We start from the raw sequence: 18808 nt of genomic DNA, 5'->3' as shown, positions 1-18808 counted from the left end.
CGCGCTTTTATTTCAAATGATAGGTTACAGGAATAAGTTAGCAAACAGTAAACCAAATCCTAAGCTAAATGCCATGCTTAATAAGCCGGGCAACATAAAGCTGTGGTTGAAGATGAATTTACCAATGCGAGTTGTACCTGTTGTATCAAAGTCGATAGACGCAATGATTGGACCATAGTTTGGAATGAAGAAATAACCATTCACTGCAACAAAAGTACCAATTAAGATGGGTGCTGGAATACCTAAAGCGATCCCTAATGGGAATAAAGTCGCCACTGTTGCGCCTTGACTGTTCACTAACACTGACAGTCCAAAGAGCGCAAAAGCAAATGTCCAAGGAGCGCTTTCTACTAAGTATTTTACAGCGTCTTTTACTTGGGCAAGATGTGCTTGCATTAAGGTATCACCTAACCAAGCAATACCAAAGATGGCAATCACTGCACGCATACCCGCATGGAAAACGGAGCCTTTAGTGACAGCTGTACCGTCTGGTCTACAGATAAGCATAATGAGTGCACCAGCAGATAACATCACAATTTCAATTGTGTGTGCCATACCCATTGGTTTGTTATCGAACATAGGGCGTAAGCTTGGAAAAGTCCCCATTAATACCACAAGTAATGCCGCAGTGAGGAAAATACTGACAGAAATTTTAGCTGATTGAGACACTTCAATTTCATCAATAGTGGATTGTACTTGGCTTTCTTTAACATATTCAGGATCTTGCAGTTTGGCTAAATAAATTGGGTCTTCATGTAATTCTTTACCCATCTTATTCACAAAAAGACAAGCAACGAAAAGCCCTAACACAGTCGCAGGAATAGTGACACTTAATACATTACCGAGTGTGATACCTTGTGCCTCTAAGTAGTTCACTACAGCAACTACTGCTGCAGCAATTGGACTGGCGACAATAGCAAACTGGGAAGCGATCACTGCCATTGATAATGGGCGCTCTGGGCGTACACCATTGTGGCGACTGACTTCTGCGATAACGGGCAAGACTGAATAAGCTACGTGACCAGTCCCCGCTAATACGGTGAATGTCCAAGTCACAGCGGGTGCCATAAAGGTAATATATTTCGGATTTTTACGTAAAATACGTGCCGCGATTTTGATCATATAATCTAAACCGCCTGCGGCTTGCATTGCAGCTGCAGCAGAAACGACAGCCATGATCATAAACATGACATCGATAGGTAATCCTGCTGGTTTTAAACCGAAGCCAAAAGAGAGAATAGCAAGACCTAAGCCCCCCATGACTCCAAGTCCAATACCGCCAATACGTGCACCGACTAAAATACATAGTAATACTATGCCAAATTGAATGAAGAACATAACGTATCCTTATGTTGTAAGGTTGAACAAAGATTAAGATAAGAAACTATAGGTTGTATTCATACTCGCGTAGAATCGCGCCTAATATAGCAATAAATAGGTAGGCTATCTATAATGTAGATCAATTAAAATTTGAATACTTCCTTTGAAAGATGAATAAACTGCGGTTATACTTAAGACCTCATTTTGAAACTTAACACTGAGATAAAAATGCAAGAATTTATTCCAATGGCAAAAGCCTTTGCTCAAAATCATACATTAATGGTGCTCGCTTGGGTAATGGTGTTTTTTACGGTTATTTATACTTTTTTTAAAGACTTTACATCTAAAGTGAAAGTTGTAACTAACGCAGAAGCAGTTAGTTTAATGAATAATGAAAATGCAGTTGTGGTGGATTTACGTTCAATCGATGAATTTGCTCATGGTCACATTATTAATAGCTTAAATATTTTACCCGCAGAAATTAAAAAGAATAATGTCGGTAAAATTAACCAACATAAAGACACGCCTGTCATTCTCGTTTGTGCAACAGGTATGAGTGCAGGCGCATCGGCTGAATTGCTCGTTAAACAAGGTTTTAACCAAGTTTATACATTAAAAGAAGGCATTACAGGCTGGCGCGCTGCAAATTTACCTTTAATTAAAAAATAAATCATAAGGACTTAAAAATGGCTGAAGAAAATAAAGCAGTAGAAAAAGAAGAACAAGAAGTTCAACCTGTATTACAAATTCAACGTATTTATGTGAAAGATGTGTCGTTTGAGGCACCAAATTTGCCACATATTTTCCAACAAGATTGGGATCCAAAATTAGGCTTTGATTTAAGTACAGAAGCAAAACAGGTCGGTGACGATTTATACGAAGTTTGTTTAAATATTTCAGTCGAAACCACAATGGAAAGCACAGGTGATGTTGCATTTATTTGTGAAGTAAAACAAGCGGGCGTATTCACTATTAGTGGTTTAGAAGATATGCAAATGGCACATTGTTTGACTTCGCAATGTCCAAGCATGTTATTCCCATATGCACGTGAATTGGTTTCAAGCTTAGTTAATCGTGGAACATTCCCTGCATTGAATCTTTCACCAGTGAATTTCGATGCGTTGTTTATGGATTATTTACAACGCCAAGAACAACAAGCTGAACAAAACACTGAACAAGAAAACAAAGAAGTTCATTAATCTATCTCTTTTCGCTCTCGCTTCGAGAGCGAAATTTTATCACTTACTGTAGTTAAGATGATGTCTATTTTCCTCACTCAATTTCACAATTTTTCGGGAGTATAAGTATGAATACAACTGTTGCCACTTCTCCAATTACTGTGCTTGGTGCAGGTTCGTATGGTACAGCATTGGCTATCGCATTTTCTCGAAATGGATTTCCTACTTATCTGTGGGGGCACGATCCTGTACATATGCAACGTTTGGGTGAAGAACGGCAGAATAATGCCTTTTTACCGAATATTGATTTTCCTGAAGCATTGCATATTGAATCAGATTTAGCTACAGCAATAAGTCGTTCTCGTGATCTATTAATTGTTGTACCAAGCCATGTTTTTGGTGAAGTCATTGACAAAATTAAGCCGTATTTACGTCCTGATCATCGTATTGCTTGGGCAACGAAAGGATTGGAGCGTAATACTGGGCGTTTATTGCAAGAGGTGATTGAAGAAAAACTCGGTACGCAATATCCATTAGCAGTATTATCTGGTCCAACATTTGCCAAAGAATTAGCCGCAGGCTTACCAACTGCAATTGCACTCGCCGCGAATAATGAACAATTTGCTTTGGAATTTCAGGCGCGTATTCATTGTAGTAAGCATTTCCGTGTGTATATCAATCAGGACATGATTGGGGTGCAATTAGGCGGCGCGATTAAAAATGTGATTGCGATTAGTGCTGGTATGTCAGATGGCATGGGATTTGGTGCTAATGCGAGAACCGCATTAATTACTCGAGGCATTGCTGAGATCAGTCGTTTAGGCGCTTCTTTAGGTGCGAATCCAAACACTTTTATGGGAATGTCTGGTTTAGGCGATTTAGTATTGACCTGTACTGATGATCAATCGCGTAATCGTCGTTTTGGCATTATGCTCGGGCAGGGTTTTGCTGCACAAACCGCAATGGATAACATTGGTCAAGTGGTCGAAGGTTTTTATAATGCGAAAGAAGCTTATTTACTAGCACAGCGACAAGGTATTGAGATGCCAATTACAGAACAAGTTTATCAAGTCTTGTTCTGTGGTAAAAATGCGCAAGAAGTTGCCGCTAGCTTACTTGGACGTGAGCGTAAAGGCGAATAAGCAAGGAAGATAAAAAGCGAGGGAAAAAATGCCATTAGAAGTTTGGAATTATATTCGCCAAGAAGCAAAAGATTTAGTCGAAAATGAGCCTATTTTGGCGAGTTTTTTTCATGCAACTATTTTAAAACATCATAATTTAGGCAATGCATTAAGCTATATTTTAGCAAATAAATTAGCCAATCCGATTATGCCTGCAATTGCATTGCGCGAGATCATTGAAGAAACCTATCAAGCTCAACCAGATATTATTGATAGTGCCGCCTGTGATATTCGGGCGGTACGTCAGCGTGATCCCGCAGTAGAATTATGGTCAACGCCATTATTATATTTAAAAGGTTTCCATGCTTTGCAAAGTCACCGTATTACACATTACTTGTGGCAACAAAAGCGCAAAGCTCTTGCGGTATATTTACAAAATCAGATTTCTGTCGCTTTTGATGTAGATATTCATCCTGCCGCAAAAATTGGCTGCGGTATTATGTTTGATCACGCCACAGGCATTGTGATTGGTGAAACCTCTGTGGTTGAAAATGATGTATCTATTCTGCAAGGTGTGACGCTAGGTGGTACAGGTAAAGAAACTGGTGATCGTCACCCGAAAGTGCGTGAAGGTGTGATGATAGGTGCGGGTGCTAAAATTTTAGGCAATATTGAAGTCGGGCGTTATGCTAAAATCGGTGCTAATTCAGTCGTCTTACAACCTGTACCTGAATATGCGACTGCTGCTGGTGTGCCAGCACGTGTGATTGGACGTGATAAGCAAGCGAAGCCTGCTTTTGAAATGAACCAATATTTTAATGGTGATAATCCGAACGAAAACGAATGATGAGCAGATGAAAGTGCGGTCAGTTTCCGCACTTTTTTATTGCATGATGAGGTAAATAAGATGATCAATAAAGATACACAACTCTGTATTTCTTTAGCCGGTCGGCCGGGCAATTTTGGTACAAGATTTCATAATTATTTATATCAAAAGTTAGGCTTGAACTATATTTATAAAGCTTTTACGACCAACGATATTGAACATGCAGTTAAAGGTGTGCGTGCGTTAGGGATTCGCGGTTGTGCAGTGTCGATGCCCTTTAAAGAAAGCTGTATTCCATTTTTAGATGAAATATCCGTGTCGGCACAAGCAATTGAGTCAGTGAATACGATTGTTAATGACAATGGTTATCTTAAAGCATACAACACCGATTACATCGCTATTGTAAAATTAATTGAACAATATCAGTTAAAACCTAGTGCAAGTGTGATTGTGCACGGGAGTGGTGGTATGGCGAAAGCGGTGGTAGCGGCATTTAAAAATGCTGGTTTTAAGCATTTAAAAGTGTATGCCCGTAATCGTATGACAGGTGAATACTTAGCAAATTTATATGGTTATTCGTATGTTGCAAACCTAGACAACGACAGTGCGGATGTTTTAGTCAATGCGACTCCAATTGGTATGACTGATGGCGTAGCAGCACAATCGCTTGCCTTTCCTGAATCACTGATTAATCAAGCTAAAACCGTGTTTGATGTGGTAGCATTACCAGCACAAACACCTTTAATTCAATATGCTGAGCGACAAAGTAAACAAGTGATTTCAGGTGCTGAAGTTATTGTGCTACAAGCCGTTGAACAATTTGCGCTTTATACTTTACAACGTCCTAGTGAAGCATTAATTGCAAAAGCAGCAGAATTTGCGCGTTCAGCAACAAGTTAATTTCACTATCAATTGTAATTTTAAATGATTGTAAAGGCGTGCTGCTGTTTGTCTTATAAGCGTAGGGTAATTTCCTGCGCGATAAATTTACCGCAGTAAAATCAATTTAACTCAAAGGGGCAGAACGATTTCTGCCAAATACTGTTTTTCTTTTTCACTCCATTTACCCCAACCCAATATATCCCCAGCTAGTATACTGTCGTTGCAACGCCTTAAAAAGTGCGGTGAGTTTTTTAACAATTTTTCTTGTTAGATAGAAAATGAAAATTTTTATCATTTTTTACTTTTCTTTTTTGTATTCAAACGGTAATATGCAAAACTTATTTTTTACAAAAAAATAAGATGATCATTTTCTTGTAAAAAGTAACGTTCTGTTTAGGTTTAATTTCGAAGGGATTCCTATGTACCACCAACAAGTTAATTATAAATTAAAACCAATTACTGTTTTATTATCAGCGCTGTTTGCCACAAGTCCTTTGTTTGCCAATAGCCAAAATGAAGAGGTTATTTTGCTTGACGAAATTAGTGTAACCTCAAATATTGCCGTATTTTCCAGTGACCCTTTGTCAGGTTCACCAAAATTGAATGATATTGTGGTAAATAAAAAAGCATTAAAAGCACGTTCTAGCACATTAGGTAATGCATTAGCGGGTGAATTAAGTGTACATAGTAATCAATTTGGCGGTGGTGCCAGTGCTCCAGTGATTCGTGGGCAGGAAGGTGTACGTTTAAAAATCTTACAAAATGGCTCTGATGTGATCGATATGTCGCAGCTATCACCAGATCATGCCATTGGTGTTGATACTTTGTTGGCAGAACAAGTTGAAATTGTACGTGGCGCTTCTACTTTATTGTATGCTACCGCATCTCCTGCTGGAGTAGTAAATGTCATTGACCGCCGTATTCCAACTCAAGTGCCAGAAAAAGGCTATGAAGTAGATTTAAATACGCGTTACAACACGAATAGCCATGAAAAATTAGCAACTACAGGCATTAGTGCTGGTTTAGGAAAACATATTGCATTACGTTTTGAAGGACTTGTACGTGATTCGGAGAATTATCGTGTACCAGGCTTTAAACTCGGTCAGACTCTGAATTATGTGCCAGATACACAGAATAAAACTAAAGCAAGCAACTATGGTATTTCTTTCATTGGTGAGCGAGGTTATCTCGGCTTTGCTTATAATGAGCGTCGTGAGAAATATGGCTTGCCCGGTCATAATCATAAACTTGATAGTTGTAGTGCACATATTTTTGGGGGAAACCTTAGACATAACTATTATTTGGGACTTTATCCACATTTAATGGACGATACTGATTTAGTAAATACTCACTTTCACTGTGGATATGGACATGAAAATGATGGTAAGCATAGCCATGATAATCCTTATGGGCATGACCATGATCATACCGTTGGCGGTCCTTTCGTTGATTCACAGTCAAAACGTTATGATATTCGTGCAGAATTGAAGCAGCCAATCAAAGGGTTAGACAAAGTTAAATTTAGTTATTCAGAAACTCGTTATAAGCACAATGAACGAGATGCGGATATTCCAATCAATTTGTTTAAGAATAATGGCTACAATGTACGTGTTGAATTTTTCCATACACCTGTTGGTGATCTAACAGGTGTATGGGGGGCACAATATCAAACTCAAACCAGTAGTGCCAATATTCCTCGTATTCCGCCTTGCTCTTTGAATGCAACGGATCCTTGTCATAAAAAGAAAAAACGTGATCCACTGAAAATTAGAGAAGGCGCGCGTAAACATTGGGCATTAATTGAGAATACACAAGAACAATTGAGTTTCTTTGCCGTTGAACAGTTACGCTGGCAAGATTTCTTATTTGAAGCAGGTTTACGTACTGAAAAACAACAGATTAAAATTGATCACGATACAAAAGCGATTGCCAAACTTAAGGAGTCTATTGAGGGCTGTAATAAAAATAATTTCTTTTATGATCCAAGAAATTGTAAACCAGGCAGTTATCCTGCGCCAGATCTATCAACTTACAATGATCGTGCGACCTCTTACTCTGGTGCAGTAAGTTGGAATTTTACACCTGATTATACCTTGTCTTTTACTTATTCTCATAATGAGCGTCATCCTACACCAATGGAACTGTATTATCATGGAAAGCATTTAGCCACCGTATCGTTTGAACATGGTAATCGTTATTTGCGTAAGGAAGTGTCTGATAACTTTGAGTTAGGACTTGGTTATTTAGGTGAAAAATTAAGCTACACAGTCAATATTTATTATAATGACTTTAAAAACCGTATCTTTAATCAAACGCTGAGTAAGTCAGGCAATTTGTCTTTAAATCGCTATAACCAGTCAAAAGCAATTTATTATGGTGCGGAAGGGCGAATTGATTACGCATTCACTCCCGATTTGAAAATGGGATTATTTGGCGATTACGTGCGTGGTAAATTATTTGATTTACCGCCAACTTATGAAGTTGAACATGCCAGTGAAACACAAAGACCTGTTGCACAGCCTGATCAAAATGCCCCAAGAGTTCCACCTGCTCGTTTAGGTTTTAGAGCCAAAATGCAGGTGACAGACAATTTAGCAAGCTCATTAGAATATACTTATGTTTATCAACAACATAAAGTTGCACCATTAGAAAATGCCACAGCGGCACACAGTTTATTAAATATGGGGTTAAATTATTCTCGTACGATAGGCAAAGTGGATTATCAACTGTTTGTTGAAGGCAATAATTTACTGAATCGTAAGATTTATTCACATACTTCCTTTTTACCATTTGTACCACAAATGGGACGTAATTTTACGTTAGGTTTGAATATTCATTTCTAAGTGAGATTAAGTGCATCGTTAAAAGCACAGTTTGTATCGAACTGTGCTTTTTTGTGTTGGGATTTTGCTCAGTAAGATATCAGCAAAACTCAGTTAAAACAGACCGCACTTTATTCTAAATTGAGTGGGTGACTATTGTTAGCTAAGGTACTTTTATGCTCACGAATGAGTGCCATAAAAGGTTGGGCAAAGCGTTCTAGCTTAATTGCCCCTACTCCGTTAATTTGAAGCATTTCAGCATTTGTAGTTGGTTGATATTGTGCCATTTCCTGCAAAGTTGCATCGTTGAACACAATATAAGATGGAATGTTTTCTTTATCTGCAATTTGTTTGCGTAAAAAACGTAAACGGGCAAATAGATCTTTATCATAATGATTCAGCGCATTTTTTTGCGGCGAAATGACAGCCTGCAGTGAAGAAAGTCGTGGCATAGCAAGTTGTAGTGGTCGCTCACCACGTAAAAAAGGTTTGGCATTTTCGGTCAATTGTAATGTGGTATTGAAATGATCAAAGATTTGTTTGACTAAGCCTAAATGAATTAATTGGCGAATCACAGCTTGCCAGTGCTCTTTACTTTTATCTTTACCAATGCCATAGACACTAAGTTGGTCATGTTGGTGGTCTTTAATTTTTTGATGAGTTAAACCACGTAATATACCAATAATATAATGCGTTCCAAAACGTTGCCCTACGCGATAAATTGTTGACATCACTTTTTGTGCATCCACTAGACCATCGTATTGTTTGGGCGGGTCAAGACAAATATCACAATTTTGACAAGGGATTTGACGATGTTCGCCAAAATAATTGAGTAAGACTAAACGGCGACAAGTTTGACTTTCTGCAAACTCGCCAATCGCTTGTAGTTTGAGTTCTTCAATTTGACGTTGCGAACTTTCTGGTTTTTCTAATAAAATTTTATGCAGCCAAGCATAATCCGCTGGCTCATAAAATAACACTGCTTCTGCAGGTAAATCATCACGCCCTGCTCGCCCAGTTTCTTGATAGTAAGCTTCAATACTGCGCGGTAAATCAAAGTGTGCCACAAAACGTACATTAGATTTATTAATTCCCATGCCAAACGCAATAGTCGCCACAACGACTTGGACATTATCGCGTTGAAAAGCACGTTGTACTTGCTCACGTTGACTTACTTCAAGTCCCGCATGGTAAGCTTGAGCAAATACGCCTTTATTACGTAGGCTTTCTGCAATACGCTCTACTTTATTGCGGCTATTACAATAAATAATGCCGCTCTTGCCTTTTTGTCCTAATACAAAACGGCACAATTGATCTATCGGTTTGAACTTTTCGATTAAAGTATAGCGAATATTAGGACGATCAAAACTACCAATATATACATGGGGATCATGTAAATTGAGATGTAATAGAATATCTTTACGCGTGGCATGATCGGCGGTCGCAGTTAATGCCATAATTGGTGCATTTGGGAAACAACTTTTTAAACCGCCTAGTTGGCTATATTCAGGACGAAAATCATGTCCCCACTGTGAAATGCAATGGGCTTCGTCAATAGCAATAAAACTGACTTGGCTATGTGAGATTAAGTGGAAGAAACTTGTGGTCATTACTTTTTCTGGCGAAACATATAACAGCTTTAAGTTACCCGCCATGATTTTATTGTGCACAGTTTGCTGTTCCGAAAAGGTCTGACTTGAATTGAGGTAGTCTGCTTCAATGCCATTGGCAAGTAGTTGATCCACTTGGTCTTTCATTAATGAAATCAGCGGTGAAATCACTAATGTTAACCCCTCAAAACATAAGGCTGGAATCTGATAGCATAATGATTTTCCATTACCTGTTGCCATAATGACAAGGCTATCTTTGCCTTGTAATGTAGCATCGATCACTTCTTCTTGTCCGAGGCGAAAGCTTTGGTAACCAAAAACAGAGTGCAATACATCAAGTGCGGTCTGTTTTAGTGAAATTTGCTTAAAATCGACCGCACTTTTTATGCTTTGTTGTTGTACTTCATCAGAACACATTATTTAGCGAAATACCTATACCAATGCGTTGAATATTTTTCTGATAATCGACTAAAGATTCACCATAGCCAGTGTAATATTGGGTATAGAAACGAATATTTTTAGTGATCGGATAGCTGTAGCTTGCTTCTAGTCCACCTTTATTAGAAGCGGGATTATAGTGCCCTGACAGTTTGAATTGATGATTTTGATAATAGTAGCCTACTGCTAAATCAAAGTAACTTCGATATTTGCTGATATCAGGATTATCATCATCTTTGGTTTTTTCAGGGATACGCCACCAAGGTTTGATTTCGATTGTCCAGTGATCTTTTATTGCAGAGGCTCGAGCGTAAATACGATTCCAACTACGAGAAAGCTTTTCGCGATCATTGCGACCATTCGATTGGTGATTGATACCTGTTTCAACATCCTGCATTATCCAGCCAAAAGGTAAAGCGTAATGTGTTTTCCAAGCAATAAACAACTGTGGTTCATAATTGGTTTCGCGGAACGGCGAGGATTCATTTACATTGCTTAATTGAAACCAGGATTTTTGTGTATAAGAGGCAGCTAATACGGAATCTTTACCCAAAATACCGCGCCACAGTGGCAATGCTAAACTAATTTGAAATTTTAGTTCGTCTTTACGTGTGTTGTCTTTTTTCTGGAAGTTGCCATCTGAATAAGTCGCCATCAAATAGTTTTTTTCATAGCCAAGTAAGCCAACAAAATCTTCTGATTTTGTCAGTAAGACTTGCGTTTTACTTTGATAAGGGCGAGAACTTTCCACGCCTTGCGCTGAAGCTGTTGCACTGAAAATTACACTGAGGAATCCCGTTAAAATTAGCCATTGTTGATTGATTTTCATGCTTTATCCTTAGCAAAAATGCACAGATTCTCCATGCGCAATACAAGCTTGTTCTAAACAATCCCAAAATTTTTTGCCATCACTGCTAATCCATTCATTATTTTGAAAGCTAAAATGGAACCCGCCAACACGGCTAGCTAACCATAATTCTAATAATGGTTCTTGTTTATTGATGACAATTTGACTGCGATCTTCAAAGGTAATGCTGAAAACAGAACCTTGTGTATCACAATCCACATCGCAGTCTTGCGCTTCTAATTGTTCTTCAATCGTCGCCCAAACCTGCTCAATATTTTGATGAAATTCCGTTACGTTCATAAATCCCTCTTATTCATCGTGCTAAAACTAAGGATTATAAAGATTTTCGCATTATTGTGATAGCACAAAGACAGATTTAATGGTAAAAAGTGTTGTCAATGTCAACAACAAAGGATAATAAAATGAAAAAATGGGTCTCCGCTTTCGTCTTAGCTGCACTTTGTGTCTTAACCGTGAGTTGCGGTGTAAAAGGGCCGCTTTATTTTCCAGAAAAAGAGCAAGCACAAGACACAGTAAAATAGTAGGTATGCAATGGATTATTTTCAATATCAACAGCAACAATTAATGGCAGAACAAGTGCCTGTCCGACAAATTGCTGAGCAATTTGGCACACCGCTTTATATTTATTCGCGTGCCACTTTAGAACGCCATTGGCATGCTTTTGATAAGGCATTAGGTGATCATCCGCATTTGATTTGCTTTGCGGTCAAGTCTAACCCAAATATTGCGCTTTTAAATGTCATAGCACGTTTAGGATCAGGATTTGATATTGTATCGCAAGGTGAACTAGAGCGTGTACTGGTTGCAGGCGGTGAGGCAAGCAAAATCGTGTTTTCTGGGGTCGCTAAAACACATGCTGAAATTGCACGTGCTTTAGAAGTGGGGATTCGTTGTTTTAATGTTGAATCTATTGCTGAATTACAACGTATCAATCAAGTTGCAGGTGAAATGGGTAAAATTGCGCCTATCTCATTACGCGTAAATCCTGATGTAGATGCACATACACACCCTTATATTTCAACTGGTTTAAAAGAAAATAAATTTGGCGTGAGTGTCGATCAGGCTCGCGAAGTTTATCGTATAGCGAGCCAGTTACCACATATTCAAATTACAGGAATGGATTGCCATATTGGTTCTCAGTTAACCGAACTACAACCTTTTCTTGATGCGACAGATCGTCTCATTGTGTTAATGGAACAATTAAAGCAAGATGGTATTTTACTTAAACATTTAGACTTAGGTGGCGGCTTAGGTGTGACCTATACTGATGAAACACCGCCTCACCCAACAGAATATGCTTCAGCATTATTGGAAAAATTAAAAGCTTATAACGATCTTGAAATTATTCTGGAACCAGGACGTGCTATCACCGCCAATGCAGGCATTTTAGTCACGAAAGTGGAATACATAAAAAGCAATGAAAGTCGTCATTTTGCCATTGTTGATGCGGGAATGAACGATATGATCCGCCCTGCCCTATATCAAGCTTATATGAATATTATTGAAGTTGACCGTACTTTAACTCGCCAAGCACAAGTTTATGACGTAGTTGGTCCAATTTGCGAAACTTCCGATTTTCTAGGCAAACAACGTCAATTAGCGATTGCAGAGGGGGATTATCTGGTACAACGTTCAGCAGGGGCTTATGGCGCAAGTATGTCATCCAACTATAATTCACGTTCGCGGACAGCAGAAGTGATGGTTGATGGTGATCAAGTCCACTTAATTCGCCGTCGTGAGGCATTGGACGCGTTGTGGGCATTAGAGCAGCTATTGCCTTAAGTGAGTAAGATATGGGTAAAAGTGCGGTTAATATTTTAACAATTTTAAGTTGCTCGCTTTCTATTTGGCGATGATAAATTTTGAAATCCTCGTACATACAAAGATTGACGAGGATTTTTATTATAATTGAGCGGTATAATAAACTTGTCAATTCAAGGATAACGCAATATTGATGTATAATTATGCATTATGTGTGCTAGAAATGCGAAATAAAGGATAACAATGGCAAATACGGTTTTAATTACAGGATCAAGTCGAGGGATTGGAAAAGCAATTGCACTAAATTTAGCTGAACAGGGATATGATATTGTTGTACATTGCCGTTCTCGTATTGAAGAAGCAGAAGCAGTTGCCCAAGAAATTCGTGCATTAGGGCGACAAGCTAGAGTATTACAATTTGATGTGGCTAATCGAGCAGAGGTTACCAAAAAATTGGTCGCAGATATAGATGAATTTGGGGCATATTACGGCGTGGTACTGAATGCAGGACTAACTCGTGATAATGCTTTTCCGGCATTAACTGATGAAGATTGGGATTGTGTACTTCGGACTAATTTAGATGGTTTTTACAATGTGTTACACCCGATTATGATGCCAATGATTCGCCGTCGTAAAGCAGGGCGAATTGTTTGCATTACTTCAGTTTCTGGGTTAATCGGCAATCGTGGACAAGTGAATTACAGCGCATCAAAAGCTGGTATTATCGGTGCCGCAAAAGCATTAGCTATTGAACTTGCCAAACGTAAAATCACAGTAAACTGTGTTGCACCAGGATTAATTGATACTGATATTTTAGACGAAAATGTACCTATTGATGACATTCTGAAAATGATTCCTGCGCAACGAATGGGTAATCCTGATGAAGTTGCTCATGCGGTACAGTTCTTAATGGATGAAAAAGCGGGTTATATCACGCGTCAAGTGATCGCAGTAAACGGCGGATTGTGTTAGCAAATAATGTAAAAGCGAGTCTTGTATTCGCTCAGTATAAAGAGAGATAGAATGAAACGAGTTGTAGTAACAGGGATTGGCGGTATTACTGCATTTGGTCGCCATTGGTCAGAAATTAAAATGGCTTTTCAACGTAAACAAAATGCAGTGCAAACGATGGACAGTTGGGCTGATCGTTATCCTGAATTAGAAGCTCGTTTAGGGGCAATTATTGCTGATTATCGTCCACCAAAACATTGGAATCGTAAACAACTTCGTAGCCTTGGACGTGTTTCACAGCTTGTCGTTGATGCCAGTGAGCAAGCACTTGCTAATGCAAACTTACTTGATGAAAATGGCGTTATCTTGGATTATCTCAAAGATGGCAGAATGGGAGTAGCTTGTGGTTCTTCAACTGGCTCAACTAATGATATTAAAGATGCAGCAGAGCTATTAATGACAGGTAAATCAGAAGGATTCAATGCGAATACTTATGTGCGCATGATGCCGCATACCACTGCCGCAAATATTGGTATTTTTTTCGGTTTAACAGGACGCATTATCCCAACATCAAGTGCTTGCTCGTCAGGCAGCCAAGCCATAGGTTATGCTTATGAATCAATTAAATATGGGCTTATCCCGATGATGTTAGCAGGTGGTGGTGAAGAATTTTGCCCGTCAGAAGTTTATGTATTTGATTCACTCTATGCCGCTAGTCGTAAAAATGATACCCCTAAACAAACACCGCGTCCTTATGATCAACAACGCGATGGTTTAGTTATTGGCGAAGGAGCAGGAATGTTTGTATTAGAAGAATTAGAACATGCGCTTGCACGTGGTGCCAATATCATTGCTGAAGTAGTAGGTTATGGCGCAAATAGTGATGGTAGCCATGTGACACGTCCACAAAAAGAAACCATGCAGCGCTGTATGGAATTAGCGATTAAAGATGCCGCCATTACGCCAAGCCAAATTGGCTATGTGAATGGGCATGGTACAGCGACGGAACAAGGTGATATCGCAGAAACACTAGCGACAGAAGCTGTGTTTGGCAAAGTGCCGTTAAGCTCACAAAAAAGCTATCTTGGACATACACTGGGCGCTTGTGGTGCATTAGAATCGTGGTTTTCTATTGAGATGATGAAAGATAATTGGTTTGCGCCAACGATTAATTTGAATCATGTTGATGAACGTTGCGGTCAACTTGATTACATCCAAGGTGATGGACGTGAAATTCATACAAATTATGTCATGAATAATAATTTTGCCTTCGGTGGTGTCAATACTTCGTTAATTTTTAAACGCTGGGTGGAATAAATGTAAAAGCGGGTTTGATACTCGCTCCACTCCTGAGTTGATATAGATAATAGGCAAGCATAAGATTTGTCTGTGTACATACCTATTTATGAAAAGTATTTTAATTGTATCTTATTCACAAACAGGACAGCTTACTGCATAGCCAATGGATTTTAGCAAAGATATAGATCATATATTGGGCGTAAGTGGTGCCATAGAAACCGCGTTTTTAATTAATTACTTGCTATAAAAGTGACATGCCAAAATTTTGTAAAAACATACCGCACTTACCTATTATTCAAGGTGCATTACCGCTCAAAACAAAAGTACAATCTGATACTCCCCTTTCTTTAGCGTCCAATTTTAGTTCACTAAGTAAATTCAACAAAATGTTTCAGCCGTTGGGGTTGGCTAAGTTAGATTTTCGCTTAGCTACACATAAAATAGCATTAATTGATTGAACATTATCAAGTAAATCAGTTAGAAGACAGTTGTTGATTATTACTCAATTTAGAACCAAAACAAGCAATTGATATAGTAAAACTGTACAGCTTACATTATGAGCTGTCACAAATATGACAATCGCTACATAATCTGGTCAAAATCAGGTAAAATATCCAGAATTTTATGCTACTTTAGGGAAAGAAAAATATGAAGAATTACTTTTTACCTAGTTTATTGCTTTTAACTATGTTATCAACAGCCTGCTCAACAACAACTTTCAAAAGCACTCCTCTTAGTAAAATAAATGACTTGAAACATATTTGTATCAAAGATGCTGAGAATCCTAAGTTGCCTGAGTTTACACAATTAATTGCACAAAATTTAAAAGTCAAAGGGATTACCTCAGAAATTAGAACTGAACTTCCTCCTCGCTGTCGTTATGCACTTGCATATTCTCTTAATCAGAAAGATGGTTTAATTCATTCTGCCAAATTACGAGTAAGTGAAATGAACTATGATGAACGTACGAATTTAGGTGAAGTATCTTATTGGTTGATTGGGGAAGAGGAAAAAGCAAATGTCGCTCAAACTGGACTAAAAGGTCAAGTAGATAACATTGTGAATGAATTATTTAAATATTATTAATTTTTACTGATTATGGGTGGTACATCAATTTGTAAGTTTTCGTTCAATATTTCTCATTGGAATATTGTATGTAATAAAACATTGTCTGTTGAAGATTGGCGACAAGGTGAAACACATTGGTTGAGAAATGCAGAACAATGGGAAAATTTTAATCCTAAATTAGCTTTTTTACCGCCTTTAAAGCGTCGTCGGTTAAGTGATGCTGCGCGGCTATTTTTTGAAGCTGCGTGGCAATTAACTGAGCAGGACAATAATTTACCTGTTGTCTATGCTTCGCTTAATAGCGAGCTTAATCGTAGTTTTGCGTTATGGCAAAGCCTATTGCAAGAAGGTGATGTTTCACCAACGTCATTTAGTTTATCTGTGCACAATGCTTTAGTTGGACAGTGGTCTGAAATGCGGCAGATAAAAAATGAAACTACAGCAATAAGTGCACAAAAAGATAATCTTGAAATTGCGTTACTGGAAGCTTTTTTGTTACTTAATGATGGGCAAGAAAAAGTCCTTGTGGTGGTTGCTGAATGTCCGCCAGATAAAATGTATAATGTTCAGCCTTTTGTTCGTCCACCATTTTCCTATGCATTAGCAATGGTGGTGGAAAAAGGGCAGGATTATTGCTTAAGTTTAGACAGACAAGTTGTTACAGCTAGTGGATTAGTGGATAACGCTCTTACTTGGGTTAAAAATTATCATCTTACCCAGACGCAATGGCAAACACCAAGTAGTTGTGGGGGAGCATGGCAATGGCAGAAAAAATAGATTGGATAAAGCGCTTGCTAGGTACTTTATTTGGCTTTATTTTGTTTGGTATTGTTGGAGTCTTATTCAAAGTTATATTGTATCCTTATACGAAAAACTATCCGTATAATGATCTTACAACCCAGCTAAAAGGGCGTCAAATTGTGAGTAGCAGTTGGCGTTTTTTTATCCGTTATCTCTCTTGGGCTGGCATTTTAGAGATAAAATACCAAGGTTTTGAGCGGCTTGGGCGCACGGGGCAGTTAGTGTTAGCGAATCATCCTTCATTATTAGATGTAGTTTTAATTTTTAGTCAAGAACCGCGTTTTAATTGTATTGTTAAAAAAGAGTTGTTGAATAATCCTGCGATGACCAGTCCAATTAAGGCTTGTGGTTTTCTACCTAATACAGAATCGGAAGCACTTTTAGAACAAAGTCACGAAGTTCTAAAAAATGAAGCGCTGCTGCTCTTTCCCGAAGGAACCCGTACAGGCTGGGATGGCGTAGTAAAATTACATCGTGGTGCGGTTTCTATAGGCTTACGAAGTGCAAAAGTGATTACTCCCCTTGTAATTAAAATGAACCCACCTAATTTAAAAAAAGGACAGCCTTGGTATAAAATTCCAAAGCACAAAATTTGCTACGAATTAATTGTGGGTGAGGATATTAATCCACAGCAGTGGTTAGCAGAGAAGCCATTACCTATCGCTTCTCGTCATTTAAATCAATATTTAGAAGATTATTTCAATTCAAAGACAAAGGATCAAAAATGGAGCTCGAATTACAATTAAAACAATTAATTATTGATAGTCTTGCACTTGAAGAAATGAGTGCAGAGGATATTGATACAAACGCACCTTTATTTGGTGATGATGGTTTAGGTTTAGATTCCGTAGATGCTTTAGAGTTAGGTTTAGCAGTACAAAAAAACTTTGGTTTACAGTTAAATAGTGAGCAGCAAAATTTACGTGAGCATTTTGAAAGTGTAGCTACGTTAGCGGCATTCATCCGTTCACAACAAAGTTAAGGATTAAGTTATGACTGAACAAGAAATTCAAAAAGTATTGACTGACGCTCTTGTATCTTTATTTGAAATTGACGCAGCTAAAATTACGCCTGAAACACACCTTTATCAAGATTTAGAAATCGATAGTATTGATGCAATTGATTTGATCGATTATATCAAACGCCAGACAGGTTATAAGTTACAGGCTGAAGATTTTCGTAATGTGCGTACAGTTAAAGATGTCATAGAGGCGGTAAAGAAAATCAGTGTTAATGATCATTCTGTGTAATGAACAGTATCCAACAAATTAAACAATTATTGCAACAGCATAGCTGGGTGAATGATTGTATTATCCGTATTCAACAGGATCAATTATGGGCGTTAGTTGAATTATCCACATCAGGTATCTCTGTATTTAGAGAACAAGGTAGAAAAAGTGTGGTAAATCAGCTTTGTTCTGATTTTGAATCTGTCGCCATACCATGGGTATGGCGCTTTGTTGAAAAACTGCCTCAACAGCAAGATTCTGATGTATTTATAGACAGTTTTTCCCCTATATTAACGCCTTCTTGGACGAATTATACTTCACAAGACAATGTATATCTTTTAAGTGGAAAAGTACCTCTTGATTTGCATTATTTTGAAGGGCATTTTGCTCATTTTCCATTAGTCCCAGGTGTGATTGAATTGCAATGGGTCAATGAGCAAATCACACGCCTTTTTGATTTTAAGTGCAACATATTACGAATTGATAATTTAAAGTTTCAGAAATTTTTGCGTCCAAATGACGAAATGTTGTTAACTTTAAAATGGGAGGCAACAAAGAATCGAATAGCCTTCCAACTTAAAACAGAGGGTGAAATGTGTGCCAGTGGTTTGATTGTATTTGCTGACGAGTAATG

21 protein-coding genes are annotated in these 18808 nt (G+C 38.2%); 17 read left to right on the top strand and 4 right to left on the bottom strand.

The window, feature by feature from the left end:
• Positions 1-24 precede the first annotated feature (24 nt).
• Positions 25-1338, bottom strand: coding sequence for an anaerobic C4-dicarboxylate transporter (locus tag ACFSAV_RS00510; RefSeq protein WP_379094967.1), 1314 nt, complete (start codon positions 1336-1338; stop codon positions 25-27).
• A 210-nt stretch (positions 1339-1548) separates the two neighbouring features.
• Here ACFSAV_RS00510 and ACFSAV_RS00505 point away from each other — a divergent pair, with 210 nt between their 5' ends.
• The 6 genes from ACFSAV_RS00505 to ACFSAV_RS00480 all read left to right on the top strand — a co-directional run bounded on the left by ACFSAV_RS00505 (position 1549) and on the right by ACFSAV_RS00480 (position 8170).
• Positions 1549-1989, top strand: coding sequence for a rhodanese-like domain-containing protein (locus ACFSAV_RS00505; RefSeq protein WP_101775633.1), 441 nt, complete (start codon positions 1549-1551; stop codon positions 1987-1989).
• A 17-nt stretch (positions 1990-2006) separates the two neighbouring features.
• Positions 2007-2519, top strand: coding sequence for a protein-export chaperone SecB (gene secB / locus ACFSAV_RS00500; RefSeq protein ID WP_379094963.1), 513 nt, complete (start codon positions 2007-2009; stop codon positions 2517-2519).
• Positions 2520-2626: 107 nt separating this feature from the next.
• Positions 2627-3640 carry an NAD(P)H-dependent glycerol-3-phosphate dehydrogenase gene (gpsA, locus tag ACFSAV_RS00495; protein WP_379094960.1) on the top strand — a complete coding sequence of 338 codons (1014 nt, stop codon included), beginning with the start codon at positions 2627-2629 and terminating at the stop codon, positions 3638-3640.
• A 28-nt stretch (positions 3641-3668) separates the two neighbouring features.
• Positions 3669-4466 carry a serine O-acetyltransferase gene (cysE, locus tag ACFSAV_RS00490; protein WP_379094957.1) on the top strand — a complete coding sequence of 266 codons (798 nt, stop codon included), beginning with the start codon at positions 3669-3671 and terminating at the stop codon, positions 4464-4466.
• 60 nt (positions 4467-4526) lie between these two features.
• On the top strand, positions 4527-5345 hold the full coding sequence (locus tag ACFSAV_RS00485) for a shikimate 5-dehydrogenase (protein WP_379094954.1): 819 nt from the start codon (positions 4527-4529) through the stop codon (positions 5343-5345).
• 401 nt (positions 5346-5746) lie between these two features.
• Entirely contained in the window at positions 5747-8170 is a 2424-nt protein-coding gene (locus ACFSAV_RS00480) for a TonB-dependent receptor (RefSeq protein WP_379094951.1), read from the top strand.
• Between the two features lie 110 nt (positions 8171-8280).
• On the opposite strand, the gene recQ is transcribed toward ACFSAV_RS00480, so the two are convergent.
• Genes recQ through cyaY form a run of 3 tightly spaced genes read right to left on the bottom strand, consistent with a single transcriptional unit; the run spans position 8281 to position 11344 of the window.
• The gene (gene recQ, locus ACFSAV_RS00475; protein WP_379094948.1) at positions 8281-10176 is read right to left on the bottom strand and encodes a DNA helicase RecQ; all 1896 of its coding nucleotides are present in this window, start codon (positions 10174-10176) and stop codon (positions 8281-8283) included.
• Positions 10166-11026, bottom strand: coding sequence for a phospholipase A (pldA, locus tag ACFSAV_RS00470; protein ID WP_379094945.1), 861 nt, complete (start codon positions 11024-11026; stop codon positions 10166-10168). Before pldA ends, recQ begins: the two co-directional genes overlap by 11 nt.
• Positions 11027-11035: 9 nt before the next feature.
• The gene (gene cyaY, locus ACFSAV_RS00465; protein WP_379094942.1) at positions 11036-11344 is read right to left on the bottom strand and encodes an iron donor protein CyaY; all 309 of its coding nucleotides are present in this window, start codon (positions 11342-11344) and stop codon (positions 11036-11038) included.
• A gap of 122 nt (positions 11345-11466) precedes the next feature.
• On the opposite strand from cyaY, the gene lptM reads away from it, so the two are divergent.
• The 11 genes from lptM to ACFSAV_RS00410 all read left to right on the top strand — a co-directional run bounded on the left by lptM (position 11467) and on the right by ACFSAV_RS00410 (position 18806).
• On the top strand, positions 11467-11586 hold the full coding sequence (gene lptM / locus ACFSAV_RS00460; protein WP_379094939.1) for an LPS translocon maturation chaperone LptM: 120 nt from the start codon (positions 11467-11469) through the stop codon (positions 11584-11586).
• A gap of 10 nt (positions 11587-11596) precedes the next feature.
• A complete protein-coding gene (gene lysA / locus ACFSAV_RS00455; protein ID WP_379094937.1) occupies positions 11597-12847 on the top strand; it encodes a diaminopimelate decarboxylase in 1251 nt (416 codons plus the stop codon).
• Between the two features lie 222 nt (positions 12848-13069).
• Positions 13070-13798, top strand: coding sequence for a 3-oxoacyl-ACP reductase FabG (gene fabG / locus ACFSAV_RS00450; protein WP_379094934.1), 729 nt, complete (start codon positions 13070-13072; stop codon positions 13796-13798).
• 51 nt (positions 13799-13849) lie between these two features.
• Positions 13850-15094: a beta-ketoacyl-ACP synthase gene (locus tag ACFSAV_RS00445; protein ID WP_101775644.1), complete on the top strand. Its 1245-nt coding sequence runs from the start codon at positions 13850-13852 to the stop codon at positions 15092-15094.
• Positions 15095-15330: 236 nt separating this feature from the next.
• Complete coding sequence (locus ACFSAV_RS00440) at positions 15331-15534, top strand: hypothetical protein (protein WP_379094930.1); 204 nt, start codon at positions 15331-15333, stop codon at positions 15532-15534.
• Positions 15535-15724: 190 nt separating this feature from the next.
• Complete coding sequence (locus ACFSAV_RS00435; RefSeq protein WP_101775646.1) at positions 15725-16162, top strand: hypothetical protein; 438 nt, start codon at positions 15725-15727, stop codon at positions 16160-16162.
• Between the two features lie 12 nt (positions 16163-16174).
• On the top strand, positions 16175-16921 hold the full coding sequence (locus ACFSAV_RS00430) for a beta-ketoacyl synthase chain length factor (protein ID WP_101775647.1): 747 nt from the start codon (positions 16175-16177) through the stop codon (positions 16919-16921).
• The gene (locus ACFSAV_RS00425; RefSeq protein WP_379094925.1) at positions 16906-17691 is read left to right on the top strand and encodes a lysophospholipid acyltransferase family protein; all 786 of its coding nucleotides are present in this window, start codon (positions 16906-16908) and stop codon (positions 17689-17691) included. Before ACFSAV_RS00430 ends, ACFSAV_RS00425 begins: the two co-directional genes overlap by 16 nt.
• Positions 17670-17927: a phosphopantetheine-binding protein gene (locus ACFSAV_RS00420; protein ID WP_379094922.1), complete on the top strand. Its 258-nt coding sequence runs from the start codon at positions 17670-17672 to the stop codon at positions 17925-17927. Before ACFSAV_RS00425 ends, ACFSAV_RS00420 begins: the two co-directional genes overlap by 22 nt.
• Positions 17928-17937: 10 nt before the next feature.
• Positions 17938-18195: an acyl carrier protein gene (locus ACFSAV_RS00415; RefSeq protein WP_101775650.1), complete on the top strand. Its 258-nt coding sequence runs from the start codon at positions 17938-17940 to the stop codon at positions 18193-18195.
• Positions 18195-18806 carry an ApeI family dehydratase gene (locus ACFSAV_RS00410; protein WP_379094919.1) on the top strand — a complete coding sequence of 204 codons (612 nt, stop codon included), beginning with the start codon at positions 18195-18197 and terminating at the stop codon, positions 18804-18806. The genes ACFSAV_RS00415 and ACFSAV_RS00410 overlap by 1 nt, the downstream gene beginning before the upstream one ends.
• The last annotated feature ends 2 nt before the right edge of the window (positions 18807-18808 follow it).

It is taken from the genome of Pasteurella oralis (assembly GCF_042681465.1).
Lineage (GTDB): Bacteria > Pseudomonadota > Gammaproteobacteria > Enterobacterales > Pasteurellaceae > Pasteurella > Pasteurella oralis.
Note: the sequence above shows the minus strand (reverse complement) of the source record. Positions and strands in the feature narration are given on the sequence as shown.